We start from the raw sequence: 13,559 nt of genomic DNA, 5'->3' as shown, positions 1-13,559 counted from the left end.
CCGAGCGACAGGGCTAAGGCAAGGATCAGAGTGCAGGTGAAGTGGATTTTGATCCGAGTGTTTGGAAGGCTCGCGCGGACTGGCTTACGGCCGTCGCGGCAATGGCCCACACCTGGGCACGGCGCCAGGCTGGCTCATTCCGGCCGCTCGGCTCCCGCATCGAACTGCTTCGACAGCATGACTTCGGCCGCTTTCTGGTCGAGCGCGTGCGAGAAATAGAAGCCCTGGGCATAGTGGCAGTTGAGGGCGCTCAGGCAGTCCACTTCGCCGGACGTCTCGGTACCCTCGGCCACCACCTCGATGTCGAGGTTGCGCGCCAGCGCGACGATGGTGTCCAGCACATGCCGCTTGCGGCCGTCGGCGTCGATTTCATTGACGAAGGAGCGATCGATCTTGAGCGTGTGGATCGGCAGCTGCAGCAGATGGCTGAGCGAGGAGAATCCGGTACCGAAATCGTCCAGGCTGAACTGGATGCCGTGGCCCTGCAGTTCCTTCAGTTGCCCTTGCGTGCGTTCCGGATCGGCCATGGCCGCGCTCTCGGTGATTTCCAGCTTGAGCCGTTGCGGCGGCAGCCCGGTCGCGTGCAGGGCCTCCAGGACGCGCTGGACGAAATCGCGCCGCGCGAATTCGACGGCGGAGACGTTCACGCTGACATACAGCGCGCCCTGCGGGTCGAACGACTCCCGCCAGCGCCGGATCTGGCTGCAGGCCTGATGCAGCATCCATTGGCCGATGGCGTGGATCTGCCCGGTTTCCTCGGCGAGCAGGATGAAGTCGCCCGGCATGATCCAGCCTTTTTCCGGATGCTCCCAGCGCACCAGGGCCTCGAAGCCCTGGATCCGGCTGTCCTGCAGCGAGACGATCGGCTGGTAGTGGACGCGCAGTTCCCCGCGCTCCAGCGCGCCGTGCAGGTCGCGCTCCAGCTGCAATTGCTCGGCGACCTGCGCACCCATCGCGTCGTCGAACAGTTCCCAGCGGCCGCGACCGCGCGACTTGGCGCGGTACAGCGCGATATCGGCCTGGCGGACGATGTCGTGCCCGTTCCGGCTGCTGCCGTCGCCGAAGGCGATGCCCACGCTGGCGCCGGTGTACACCTCGTGTTTGGACAGCCCGAACGGCAACCCGAGCTCGTGCATGATGCGTTCGGCGACCTCGATGGCGTCCTGTGTCTGCCGCACGTCGTCGAGCAGGATCGTGAATTCGTCACCGCCTAAACGGCCGATGAGCTGGCGCTCGGTGCCATACCGGTATTCGCGGCTGGCCTGGTCCCCTGCGCGGAGGCAGGCCGCGAGGCGTCGTGCGACAAGCACCAGCAGTTCGTCGCCCACCAAATGGCCGAGGCTGTCGTTGACCGTCTTGAACCGGTCCAGGTCCAGGAACAGGACGGCGAGGCGGCGCCCACCCTCGGCCGACGCGCGCGCGGCCGCGATCGCCTGGTTCAGGCGCTCCATGAACATCGCGCGATTGGGCAGGCCGGTCAGCGAATCGTGGTAGGCATGGTGGGTGAGGTGGTCGCGGGCGCGCTTGCGTTCGATCACCCGTCCGAGTTGCGTGCCGACCTGCGCCATGATGCGCAGCATCGAGGCGTCGGGCGCCCCGGGCCGCTTGGAAAAGAATTCCAGCACCGCCGCCACTTCCGCGCCGATCAGCACCGGAAAGCCGAACGCGGCCTTGAGCCCGGCCTGCCGCGCCAGTGCGGCGCGTGCGAAGTTGTCGTCCGTCAGGTCCTCGATCCAGGTCGCCTCGCCGGTGGCCAGGATGCGTCCGGCCAGGCCCACGCCGGAAGCGACGCGGGTGGCTTCGGCGATGCGGCAGAACGCCTCGAACGCTTCCCCGCGCGGCACCTGCCAGATGCGCGTCGATACGAGGTCGCGGCCGGGGCCTTCGGCACGCAGGTAGACATGGCCCACCGGGCAGTTCGAATACTTGCAGATGCGGCGCAGCGCGAATTCCATGATCGCGTCGACGTCGACCGCCTCGTTCGCGGCGGTGATGAGCGCCTCGATCAGGGTCAGTTCGCGCTGGCGCTCATAGAGGTCGCGCAGGCCCTGTTCGGCGATGTTCTCGGCCTCGATGCGGATCTGGCGCTCGCGCTCCAGGCGGCGGAGCAGCCGCGCCAGTTCGGGGTCGGGAGCCTCCGCCTCGGACATCAGGAGGCCTTTGCGAACTGCATGACGATCAGGCAGGCCTCGTCGCCGCGGTGCATGCAGGTCGGTTCGGTCACGATCGCGGTTTCACCGTAATGATCGGCGGCACCCTCGACGAATCCGTGCGCGAGCGCGCACAGCTTGCGGTGCGAGTGGTAGCGCATCTGCACCACCTCATCGTCGTCGTCCCCATCGAAATCGAAAACCGGGCAGAGCGCGCCAGGGTACAGCTTGCGCACTTCGGGGTGGACGATGTCGTTGAGGGTCAGCACGAAGTCGCGGGTGTGCGTGTGCGGGTCGAAGAAGGCGGGGAACCGATCGGCGAGGATCGGCATCGCCTTGCGGCCGAACCAGCGCAGGATCGCTTGCGGCGGCTGTCCGAGCATGCTTGCCGCGGCCTGGACCAGCCGCCCGACCTCGTCGTCCGGATACGTGCCCAGCGAGGTGTACACGCCGCTGGCGGAGGCTGATTCCAGCATGGCATCCCAGGCATCCTCGCCGTATTCGCGCTGCACTACCTGCGCAAGCAGGTTGAAGACGATGCCCTTCATGGAACTCCCCTGTAAACGACCGGCACAACGGGGAACATGCGAAGCAAGGCCTATGCCATGAGGTCCGCACCGGGTGGGCATGGGTGCCCGCCGAGCACGGGCCGCTGGCCGCTTCAAAGAAGGGCTTGCACGTCGCTGACCGGGCGACATTTCAAGTGCCGTTTCGGGTCGGTTTCTGCCCGTTCTCGCCCGTCGGTCTACAACGCCGGGCGACATGGAGCGTCTCGGCACCAGGCAGGCCCGGTGTGGCGTGCCGGCGGACCAGTGGGTCGAGGTCACGGTGCTATGTTGTCGGCGCGACTGCGAACGGGGTCCTGCATATTGAAGACAGAAAGCGTCTTCCCGAAGCGATCGAACCTGCCGAACTACGAGGGAGGCGGCGATCAAGTGCAAACGATTACCGCCTCCCTGGTGGGACGAATCCGGGTGTGAGGCTCAGGGCACCAGCAACCAGGTCACCTGGTGGACGTTGGGCGGCGGGGGCAGCCACCAGCCGGCAGCCGGGTGGCCATATTCATAGGTGATGGTGTCCTGCATGGCGAAGGAGTGCATCGGCCTGGCCTGGCATACCACGTCCCGGGCCGGCATGACGCCGGAGTTCAGATACGCAAACTCGGCGTCGATCGGGCAGGGGTCGTTGTCGAACATGATGCCGTGGGTTGCGCCGTTGTTGACCAGCACCATGCGAGCGGCATGGCCGTTCTCGCGCCGATCCCTGAGCGCCAGCAAATAGGGCGTCGACGGATCGAACTCGTTCTGCACCATCAGGGCGTGCACCCGGGTGCGCGACTCCAGCCTGCGGTCGAGCGCCGGCCGCCAGGGCCAGTGCTGGCACTTGTCCACCAGGGTCGAGGCGCCGACGGCCCAGTAGGTGCGCACGTCAGCGATCTTCTGCGCCATGCTGCGCGGGTCGGTGGAACCGGAGTCGTTGCACTGCAGGGCATCGGCCATGGGGTTGAAGCTGGCCCGCGTGCGCAGGTCGTCGAAGGTCACCGCGGCCATCTGTTCGGCGGCGGCGATGTGCGACGGATCGCCATCCAGTGCCGCGGACATCGCGCTCAGCGAGGGCGACACGAGCAGGTCCCAGAAGATCCACATGCCGGTGCCATCGAGCGAGGCCAGCGCCTGGTCGGGCGTGACGCTGCCCATGCGGTGCTCCGAGGTAGCCTGGTAGATCCGCTGGAAGGTCGTCATGACATCTCCAGGCGTCGTGCCCATGTGGAACTGGTCGTTGTGTCGTGCGATGAACGGGATGAACGCCTGCTGCAGGTTCAGCTGGTCCATCGCCGCCCGGTGCAACGCCTGCCGCTGCCAGTCCAGGTGCACCCAGTTCATGTTGCTGTCGAGCACCACGCGCCCGAAGCGCTCGGGAAACATGCGGGTCGCGTAGGCCATCAGGCTGGAGCCGCTCGATACGCCCAACAGGTCGGCGTTGCGGAAGCCCAGGATCGCGCGCACCAGGTTGAGGTCGCGCGCATGGTTCGGCGTGTTGATGCCTTTGAGGAATGCCGCATGCTGGTGCAGACAGGTGGCGATCGAGCGGTTCCACCAGTCCTGCTGCGCCTGCACGCTTGCGGCCGTCGGGTTGCGACTGTCGCCGTCCATGAAATTTTCCGTGCCGCTGCGCTGCGCGTAATCGCAGCTCACCTGAGTGCCCAGGCCGTCGGTGATGCCGCGCAGATCCACGCCGACCACCAGGTGATCGATCTGGACCTGCGGCTGCCACTGCTCGAGCATTTCGGCCATGGATGCGCTCGAGTTGTCCGGGCCGCCGGCGTTCACCAGCAACAGGCGCGTGTAGGGCGCCGGATGCAGCGGCCTGGAGATGCCGATGGTGATGTCACCCTGGCTCGGGTCGGCCCAGTCGACCGGCACCGTGACCAGGGCGCACTGGATCGTGCTGCCGTCGGTGAACAGCGATGGCGGACAGCCGCCCCAGTTCACCGGCTGCTGGTAGTACTTCGCGTAGGCCGGATCGCCGCTGTGGTCGTCGACACCATGGGCGCAGGCCAGCCCCGAGCACGCCACGCAACCGATCAATACCACCAGCTTGCGCGCAGAAAACGTAAAGAGCTTCATCCTGGTGTCTCCTTGGGTCAGTAGTGCATGCCACCGCGTCCCGCCAGGGGCCGCCCGAAAGCCGGCGCACCGGCGCCGCCCGGAGCGTCGGCCGGTATGGGTGGAATGATCGATGGCGATTCCCGTTGCCGGGCTGCCGGAGCGGGCATTCGTGGTGGCAGGGTGCGGGGGATGGGCATCCCATCCGCCGTGGCATGATGATTCTTCAGGACGATCCGGACGGTAAATGACCGGTCGCCGGCTTTTTCGATGTAACCACTTCGATCCGCCGCGGGGGGCAGGGGATGGCGAACAGGCGGCAAAACGACGAACCGATGTATGCCCGCATCGCCGAGTCGATCCGGCGGGATATCGACGGCGGTCGCTTCAAGGTGCGCGCGCGCCTGCCCGGAAGCCGCTCGATGGCCGTCGCGCTGGGGGTCTCCCGTACGGTCGTACTGATGGCGTATGACCAGCTGGAAAGCGAGGGGTACCTGGATTCGCAATCGGGCAGCGGCACCTACGTGAGTGCACGCCCCGCCCGTGCGTCCGCGTGCGCGACGCTCGTGGAGGAACCGGTCGAGGCGCCGGAGGCCCCTCGGCTGTCGCGCCTGGCCCGGCGAGCGGTGCTGCCAGCGGTGCCGGAGGCGGAGCCCCCTGCGGCTGAAGGGGAAGTGATCGATCTTGCGCAGCCTCGCGTGAAGTCCGACCGGCGCAGCCTCAAGGCTTGGATGCAGAACCTGACCGCGCTGTTGCGCCGTCGCGATGCACCCGACTTCCCCGAGCTGCAGGGTGCCCTTGACCTGCGCAAGGCCGTGGCAGGCTATCTCGGGGTCGAGCGTGCGATCGCGGTCGATCCGGACGACATCCTGATCGTCAGCGGCGCCCAGCAGGCCCGCGACCTCATCGCCCGCGTCCTGCTCGACGAAGGCGACGGCGCCGGCGTGGAAGAACCCTGCCACTGGAGCGTGCGCCATACCTACGAGGCGATGGGGGCGCGCCTCGTGCCTTGCCAGGTGGGTCCGCACGGCATGGACATCGACCGCCATGCAGCGGCACTGGACGGTGTGCGGCTGGTCAGCGTGGCCCCATCGTTCCAGTTCCCGACCGGCGTGGTCATGCCGGAGGAGCGGCGCCGGGCCCTCCTGCAATGGGCCTATGCCCACGACGCATGCCTGGTGGAGGACGATTTCGATTGCGAGCATCGCTTCGGCGTACGTGCGTTGCCCTCGTTGTGGTCGCTGGACCGCCACGGACGGGTGATCCACGTGAGCAGCTTTGCGCGCTCGATGTTCCCCGCGCTGCAGCTTGGCTACATGCTGGTGCCGCGCGCGCTGCGCGAGCGGTTCCTGGCGGTCAAGTGGCTGGCCGATCGCGGCAGCATATCGATGCAGCAGCACGTGCTTGCCGCATGCATCAGCAGCGGCCAGTACCTGCGCGACCTGCGGCGTATTGCACACCGCCTGGCGCCCCGCCACCGGGCCCTGCACGACACGCTGCAGGCGCGTCTGGGCGACGCCATGGAGGTGACTGGCTCGGTGGCGGGCGGATCTCTCTTCGTGCGCCTGCCGCGGTTGCCGCTCAGCGCCACCGGGACATTGCTGGCCGAGGCGCTGGCGCGCGGCGTGCGGATCCGTTCGGCCGAGCGCTTCCACCGGGTGCCACCCGATCACGTCACCCTGGTGCTCAGCTACGCCGGCTTATCCGAGACGAGCCTCAAGCGGGCGGGTGCCCGGCTTGCAGAAGCCTGTCTGGCAGTGGCCAATGCTTGAGCCTGCCGCGTTGCGCCGTTGATTCAGCCCGGCTCCTGGTAGAGGCCGAACTCGTTGCCCGCCGGATCGGCGAACACCGCAAAGGCACCCGCGCCGGACGCGATCTCCGTGCGCGGCGTCAGCACCCTGCCGCCTGCCGCCTCGATGTGCCGGAGCGACTGCGCGATGTCGTCCACCATGATGTATATGCGGGTGCGCCCGCCTGGCGCACGGTCGGATTCCTTGACCCACGTTCCGCTCACGCTGCCTGCGTCGTCGAAGGCCAGGTTTCCGTCCCCGCGCTGCCGGACTTCCCAGCCGAAGATGCTGGAGTAGAAGGTGGCTGAGTCTTCAACGCGGTTCGCGGGGATTTCCAGGTAACAGACTTTTCCGTGCGGCATGGTTGACCTCCGGCTTTCATGACGGGTGCTGCCCGGCGGGACCCAGGTTAGTCCACTACGGTGAACGCTGGGACTCTCGCCGCAGATCGGCCAGCTCGGCCTGGAGCGGCGCCCCATCCTGCGCTTGCTGGGGGCAGGCCACGCGGTCGAGGCGCGGTTGTTCACACCTGCGGTTTGCGGCGGGCCTTCTTCCTGCCGGGAGTCGTGCCGGATGCGGCCACGGAGCCCGCGCTACCCAGCTGCTCCAGCCACGCAAGGTCATCGACATACGCCAGGAAAGAGCGCAGGTATGGCGGCGACGAGTCCTGCATCAGCGCAATCGCGCGGCTGGCCAGGGCGATGGAATTGAGCGGGCCGACGTCGGTTGTCGTGTGGGCGATGGATTGCTGCAACTGGCTGTCGGCGCGGAGGGTGGACCACAGCTGGCGGAAACCGGCGAGCGCGGCAACGTCCGGGTAGGCGCTGCGCCCGGGAGGCATTTCACGGGCGAGTTGGGCGAGCAGGCCGCGCAGCGGGTTCGGCTCGGGCCGGGTGGCATCGGCTTCGTCCTGCGCATCGGCATTGCGTGCCCGCAGTTCGGCCAGTCGGGTATCCAGCGTGCGTCGCGCTTCGCCTTCGAGGTTGGCGGCGCGCTGTTCCAGGGCTGCGATCAGTTGCGCGCGGATGGCCGAGCTGGCGTTAGCGCGCATGGCCGGAGGCGGTGTCTTGCGGCGTGGCGTCGGCGGCGGAGGAACGCGGGATCGGCGCGATCTCCACACGGCGGTTCTTCGCGCGCCCGGCTTCGTCGGCGTTGGCGCTGACCGGCTGCTGCGCGCCGAAGGCGGCGGCGAAGACGGCGTCGGCGGGTACGCCGTCGGCGATCAGCGCGCGGGTGACGGTAAGGGCGCGCTGGGCGGACAGTTCCCAGTTGTCGGCGAACTGGCGATGGTCGCCGTGCACGGGCTGGTCGTCGGTGAAGCCGCTGACCATCAGCAGCTCGTCGCGCGACTGCAGGTACTGCGCCAGCGGCGCGGCGAGGCTGCGGATGAGCTGGCGGCCCTCGGGCTGCAACTGGTCCGAATTGAGCGCGAACAGCAGGTTGCCGCGGATGCCGATGCGGCCATTGACCAGGGTCACGCGGCCCTGCGCCAGCGGCGTGGCGAGCGCCTGTTCCAGCGTGGCGCGGCGTTGCTGCTCGGCCAGGCGCTGCTGCTGGGCCACTTCCAGCTTGTGCGAAAGCTGCAGCTGCACACCGATGACGCCGACCAGGATCAGCACGAATACGCCGAGCAGCACCGACATCAGGTCGCCGAAGGCCCAGATCGGCGCGGTCGACTCGCCCTCGAACTCGACCTCGCCGCTCATGCCTTGGTTGCCTTCGACGGCTTGCCGCGGCCGGCGAGTTGCTGCATGTCGGCGATGATCTGCTGCTGCGAGAGCACGCTGAGCTCGACCACTTCCTTCGCCTGCGCCACGTAGTAGGCAAGCTGCTCGTCGCTGCGCGAGAGCGAGGCATCGAGCGCGCCGGCGATCTGCTGCAGGCGTTCCATCAGCGCATCGTTGGCCTGGCCGAACTGCGCGACGCCGGCGCCGAAGGCTTCGCCCAGGCTGGCGACTTCGATGGCACTGGCAGTGACCTGCGCTGCGGCGGTGTCGAGCCTGCCGGTCTCGGTTTCGATCTGCGCGGCAAAGCGGCTGCCGACGCGGTCAAGCAGTTCGGCCGAGGTACTGACCAGGGCGTCGACCGCGCTGCGTTGCTCGGTCGAGGCATGGTTGACGGCGTCGAGCAGGGTCTCCAGCGTGCCCAGCAGGCGGCTGCGCTCCTCCAGCATGGCGGTGTCGCGCACCATGCTGTCGGACAGCTTCTGGCGCAGTTCGCCGACGACCTCGGCGGCCACGCGCGGCGCTTCGGACGCGGCCTCTACCAACCGGGCGATCTCGGCGAGGGTCTGGCCGGCGGCGGCTTCGGTTCGCGTCGCGATGGCGCCAGCGGTCTGCTCCAGCGTGACGCAGATGGCCTGCTGGCGATTCGCGGTAGCTTCGCCTGCTGCTTTCCACTGCGTACCCAGTTCGGTGGTCATGGCGTCGAGCTTCTGCGCCCAGGCGGCCAGGCGTTCCTCGTCGCGTGCCTCGAGCGCCGACTGCAGTTCCGCGTGCGAGCGGTCGACCGCCTTGACCAGCGCGGCCGCGTGCGATTCGAAGGTCGCGCTGGCAGCGGCCAGCGCCTGGCGGTTGCGGTCGGCGAGTTCGGCGTGGGTGGCGTCCTGTTTCGACAGTGCGCTTTGCCAGGCATCGGCGGCACGAGCGGCGCTCGCGTCCAGGCGCGTCGCGACGCCGTCGAGCAGCGCGGACGAGCGCTGCTCGAAGGTGTCGGCGAAGCGGGCCAGGACGCCGCCCAGCGCCTGCGCGTGGGCTTCGTTGGCCTGCCGGTGCTGGGCGAGCGCGTCGCTCCAGATACCGGTGACGGTGCGTGCGGTGGTGTCGAAACCGGCAGAAAGGCCGTCGAGCTGCCGCTGCACGGCTTCGCCCACGCTGGCCTGGATGGCGCTGCTTTCACGGGCGAGGCTGGCCAGGGTGGTTTCGACCACTGGCTGCAGCACGCTGGCGGCAGTGCGCGCGCTGTCGGCCACGCTGGCCTGAAGCGACTGCTCGATCGAGTGGGCGAGGCGCATGTACGCCTCTTCGGTGTGGCGGTGGAAGGCCTCCCGGTCGGCCAACTGGCGTTCGTGGGCGGCGGCGCTTTGCTGCTCCAGCGCCGCGCCCATCGCCTGCAGCCGGTCGACCAGGGCGGGCATCGCCGCGGCCTGCTGTTGCAGCAGGCGAAAGGACTCCTCGCGCTGGTGCGCCTGCGAGTGGACGCGCAGGGTGGTGGCGATGGCCGCGTCCAGCGCGTGCACTGCCTGCAGCCTTTCGCGGCGGACCAGCGCGGAAAGCAGCCCGAGCATTGCCGAGCTGGCGACGCCGGCGATGGAGGTGCCGAAGGCGAAGGCCAGGCCGTTGACCGGCGCGGCCAGCGAGCCGCGGATCGCCTGCAGGTCGCTGGCGCTGCCCAGTGCGGTGCCAGTGCCGCGCAGCGTGGCCATCATGCCGAGCAGGGTGCCGAGCATGCCCAGCAGCACCAGCAGGCCGACCAGGTAGGGCGTCATCGCCGGTGCCGGCAGCGCGGCGCGCTCGCCCTCGACGCGCAGGCGCACGGCGTGGCGCAGGCCCGGATGCAGGCGTTCGAGCCAGCGGCCGAGCCCGTCCGGCGGTTCGCTGAGCCCGTCCACCGCCTGGCGCAGCGTGGCGGTGGCCTGCCGGTAGCCGAACAGCTCGAACGCACCGGCGAGGTAGCACGCGCCGATAAGCAGGGCGACGGCCATGCCGAGCGGATTGGAGCCGGCGTAGCCGACGACGATCCAGCCGATGGCGACCAGGCCCAGGGCGAACACGGAAAGAAGAAGCAGACGTTTGAACATGGACAGCCGCATCAGGAGGTGTGAAGCGCCGCGAGCAGCGCATCGACCGGTTGGAAACGAAGATCCAGCTCCGCCAGCAACACGCTTTGCATGTCGCGGCGGAAGCCATCGAGCCAGGCGGAGGAGGCGTGCCCGGCCACGCGCAGGCGTTCGAAGCGCCGGCCCAGCAGCTCGGGCACCTTGGCGAGCAACAGGTGCTCGCGCGGGGTCAGGGCCGCTTCGAGCACCGCGTCGACCCCGGCCAGTCGCGCCATGGCGGGCGAAGCCTGGGCGAGCGCGTCGCGCAGCTTGCCGCGCAACCGACCGAGGTGGGCCTGCATGGCCCGCTGGCGGGCGAGGCAGGCCTGGCGGAAGGCGGCGTAGTCCGGCTCGCTATCGGCCGGCGCACCGGGATCGAGCAGGGGATCGTCCTTGATCGCGGTCGCCAGCGCCTCGCGAACCCGCGCGCATTCGGCGCCCAGCTCATCCGCTGCGGGCGCTGCGGACTCTGCCGCCGTGGCCTTGCCGTCCAGCGCGTCGGCAAGCGACAGCGCCTGCTTCCAGTCCAGCCACTGGCCCAGCCGGTCAGGCAGCGGCTGCCCGGGGGCGGCCACGTCGGCCTCTGCCAGGCGCGCCAGCAGACGGATGAACGTGGGGCCGCGAACGGCCGGGGGGAGTGCTGCCTGCGCCATCTTTCCGGAGCAAAACCGCAAGTTTAGCGCGACTGGGAGCGCGGTCAGGCGCTGGCCGCTGATGAGTTCGCATGACGTCGGCCGGATTCGGGTATTCCACTGCTGCCGCTTCAGGAAGCACCTGCCTCCTGCCGGCCCGGACCTGCCGTCCGCCGCGTATTCCATCTGCCTTGTAGCACTCATGCTCGCGGCGATCGGCGATCGGCGATCGCCGAATTCGGCCGGTTCCCGGGTGAGGCGGTCCGCGGGAATCACCGCCATCAACATCCCCGTTGCGCTGGTCGGCGCGGCGCTTCTCGTTCCCTCCGGCGCGCGCATCCTATGGATCGGCCAGTACGCTGGGGTAGCTCTCGCACGCTGCGCAGCCTTCCGGCCGCATCTCCCCGACGATCGGCCTCCCGCCGCCCGCACGCTTGACTGCCGCAAGGTTGGCAGGGCGACCGGTCATTTCACGCGTCTTCAACGCCGTGCCTGCAAGGGTCCGCGCGCTGGCGGAGACAGGATGTCGGGATGGCCTCGATGAATGCCTACCGGCGCGATATCGACGGCATGCGCGCAGTCGCCGTTCTGAGCGTGCTGGCATACCACTACGGTCTCTCGGCCCCCGGCGGTTTCGTCGGCGTGGACGTCTTCTTCGTCATTTCCGGGTACCTGATCGGCAGCCTGCTCTACAGGCAGGCAACCGGGGGTACGTTTACCTATCTGGCGTTCTATACCCGGCGCGCGCGGCGCATCCTGCCGGCGCTGCTGGCAGTGCTGGCGCTGACCTATGCGGCGATGCTGCTGGTCGCCACGCCCTCGGACCTGCGCGACTACGGAAAGACGGCGCTGGCTACGCTGCTGTCGCTCTCCAACGTCCAGCTGTGGCGCGCGTTCAATTACTTCCACCCGACGGCAGAACTCAATCCGCTGTTGATGACCTGGTCGCTCGGCGTCGAAGAGCAGTTCTATCTGGTTGCGCCGGTAGTGATGTTGCTGCTGCCGCGCCTGGCGCTGCGCGGGCGTCTGATCGTGCTGTGCAGCCTGATCGCCGTTTCGCTGGCACTGGCGGTTTGGGCCGTCCGGCTCGACCCGGGCGCGGCGTTCTATCTGCTGCCGACGCGGGCGTGGGAACTGGCTGCCGGCGTGCTGGTCGGGGTGCTGGAAATCCATGGAATAGGCCGGTGCATTCGCGGCTGGGCAGGCGAGGCATTGGCGCTGGCTGGCCTGGTGCTGATCCTCGTGCCCGTCATGGCCTATGACAGGCAGACACCGTTTCCCGGATGGACGGCGCTACCGCCGGTGCTTGGGTGTGCATTGCTGTTGAGTACGCCGGCTTCGGCGTTGAACCGGCGCCTGCTGGCGCTGCCGCCGATGCGGGCGGTCGGCCTGGTGTCCTATTCGCTCTATCTTTGGCACTGGCCGCTGATCAGCATCGCGCGTCTGATGGTCGGCCAGGAGCAGCCATCGCTGCCGGTGCGCCTGGCGTTGCTGGCGCTGTCGGGCGTGTTGGCAGCCGCCAGCTACCGCTTCGTGGAAACGCCCTTCCGGCACGCGCGCACCCCGGCGCGCGTATCGCTGCCGCGTTATGCGGCGGCGCTGGCAGTGTCGATGTTGCTGGTCGGATCGGCCGTGGTGGCGCAGGGTTTCCCACAGCGCTGGCCACGGCAGTTCGTGGCCGAGGCACGGCAATTCAACTACCACCGCAATCCCTGCCTGGTTCTGCACCATGGCGCCGAGCCGGATACCTCCGCGCGCTGCTACCCCGTCGGCCCAAGGCTGATCGCATTGGTCGGCGACAGCCACGCCGCGGCGTTCGCCGCGGGGATGCGCGCGGTGGCGGCACGGGAAGGGATGGGGCTGGTCGTGCTGGCCAAGGCCTCGTGCCAGTTCCTGGTCGGCGTCGCGCCCCGGGAGACCATGCATCCGGAGCTGTTGCACGACTGTGCCACGTTCAACCGGCGCGTGATGGTTCTGCTGTTGAACGATCCGCGCGTGCGCGGCGTGATCATCGCCGGTGCCTGGCGCGCGGGGTCCATGCAACCGATCCATTACGTCGCGATGGACGGCTCATCAGGCACGCCCGACGAACTGTTTGCGCAAGGCCTGGCCAGGGCGGTGCGCACGCTCGAAGGCGCGGGCAAACAGGTCATGATCGCGCGCGACGTCCCCTTCCTGCGGATCGAGCCGCGTTCACGCATGGCCTCCTGCGCGAGCCGATGGCGCAACCTTTGGCCGGGAACGGCCGGCGCCGGCGACTGCGGTCGCATCGGTTCGGCCGACACGGTTTCGGACGCCCCCGTCCTTGCCTTGCTCGCAAGGGTGGCGCGGCAGACCGGTGCGTCGCTGGTGGATCCACGCGCTTCCTTCTGCGACCGGTCCGGCTGCCTTATCGCGATGGATGGCCATACCTACTACCGCGATCGACAGCATTTGAGCCCGCTCGGTTCGTCGCGCGCCGCCACGGCATTCGCGCCCTTGCTGCGATCCCTTGCATCGCACAGCAGGCCGCCTGGCGACGCCTCCGGCCTGACCGCATCGAGGCGGTAGCCAAGCCAGGCGAC

At 68.6% G+C, this 13,559-nt stretch carries 10 protein-coding genes; 2 read left to right on the top strand and 8 right to left on the bottom strand.

All coding sequences use genetic code 11. The features are described 5' to 3' along the window. Nucleotides 1-134: 134 nt before the first annotated feature. From BMZ38_RS16625 to BMZ38_RS16615, 3 genes are all read right to left on the bottom strand, one after another. Complete coding sequence (locus BMZ38_RS16625) at nucleotides 135-2,150, bottom strand: putative bifunctional diguanylate cyclase/phosphodiesterase (RefSeq protein ID WP_091340377.1); 2,016 nt, start codon at nucleotides 2,148-2,150, stop codon at nucleotides 135-137. Then, entirely contained in the window at nucleotides 2,150-2,698 is a 549-nt protein-coding gene (locus BMZ38_RS16620; RefSeq protein WP_091340376.1) for a heme NO-binding domain-containing protein, read from the bottom strand. Before BMZ38_RS16620 ends, BMZ38_RS16625 begins: the two co-directional genes overlap by 1 nt. Before the next feature lie 435 nt (nucleotides 2,699-3,133). Continuing rightward, nucleotides 3,134-4,777: an alpha/beta fold hydrolase gene (locus BMZ38_RS16615; RefSeq protein WP_091340373.1), complete on the bottom strand. Its 1,644-nt coding sequence runs from the start codon at nucleotides 4,775-4,777 to the stop codon at nucleotides 3,134-3,136. Nucleotides 4,778-5,091: 314 nt separating this feature from the next. Here BMZ38_RS16615 and pdxR point away from each other — a divergent pair, with 314 nt between their 5' ends. Then, entirely contained in the window at nucleotides 5,092-6,528 is a 1,437-nt protein-coding gene (gene pdxR, locus BMZ38_RS16610) for a MocR-like pyridoxine biosynthesis transcription factor PdxR (RefSeq protein ID WP_245747341.1), read from the top strand. Nucleotides 6,529-6,551: 23 nt separating this feature from the next. Here pdxR and BMZ38_RS16605 read toward each other — a convergent pair whose 3' ends face one another. The 5 genes from BMZ38_RS16605 to BMZ38_RS16585 form a co-directional block, all read right to left on the bottom strand. Next, the gene (locus tag BMZ38_RS16605) at nucleotides 6,552-6,908 is read right to left on the bottom strand and encodes a VOC family protein (RefSeq protein WP_091340370.1); all 357 of its coding nucleotides are present in this window, start codon (nucleotides 6,906-6,908) and stop codon (nucleotides 6,552-6,554) included. Nucleotides 6,909-7,069: 161 nt separating this feature from the next. Then, entirely contained in the window at nucleotides 7,070-7,597 is a 528-nt protein-coding gene (locus BMZ38_RS16600) for a DUF2894 domain-containing protein (protein WP_091340367.1), read from the bottom strand. After that, a complete protein-coding gene (locus tag BMZ38_RS16595; protein WP_091340364.1) occupies nucleotides 7,587-8,252 on the bottom strand; it encodes an OmpA family protein in 666 nt (221 codons plus the stop codon). Before BMZ38_RS16595 ends, BMZ38_RS16600 begins: the two co-directional genes overlap by 11 nt. Beyond that, entirely contained in the window at nucleotides 8,249-10,345 is a 2,097-nt protein-coding gene (locus BMZ38_RS16590) for a DUF802 domain-containing protein (RefSeq protein WP_091340479.1), read from the bottom strand. Before BMZ38_RS16590 ends, BMZ38_RS16595 begins: the two co-directional genes overlap by 4 nt. An 11-nt stretch (nucleotides 10,346-10,356) precedes the next feature. Next, nucleotides 10,357-11,016, bottom strand: a complete 660-nt coding sequence (locus BMZ38_RS16585) for a DUF3348 domain-containing protein (RefSeq protein ID WP_091340361.1) — start codon at nucleotides 11,014-11,016, stop codon at nucleotides 10,357-10,359. Between the two features lie 510 nt (nucleotides 11,017-11,526). Here BMZ38_RS16585 and BMZ38_RS16580 point away from each other — a divergent pair. Beyond that, nucleotides 11,527-13,545 (top strand): acyltransferase family protein, encoded by a 2,019-nt coding sequence (locus BMZ38_RS16580; RefSeq protein WP_091340358.1) that lies wholly within the window; start codon nucleotides 11,527-11,529, stop codon nucleotides 13,543-13,545. Nucleotides 13,546-13,559 lie beyond the last annotated feature (14 nt).

Origin of the sequence: Frateuria terrea, assembly GCF_900115705.1 — a bacterium.
Lineage (GTDB): Bacteria > Pseudomonadota > Gammaproteobacteria > Xanthomonadales > Rhodanobacteraceae > Frateuria_A > Frateuria_A terrea.
Note: the sequence above shows the minus strand (reverse complement) of the source record. Positions and strands in the feature narration are given on the sequence as shown.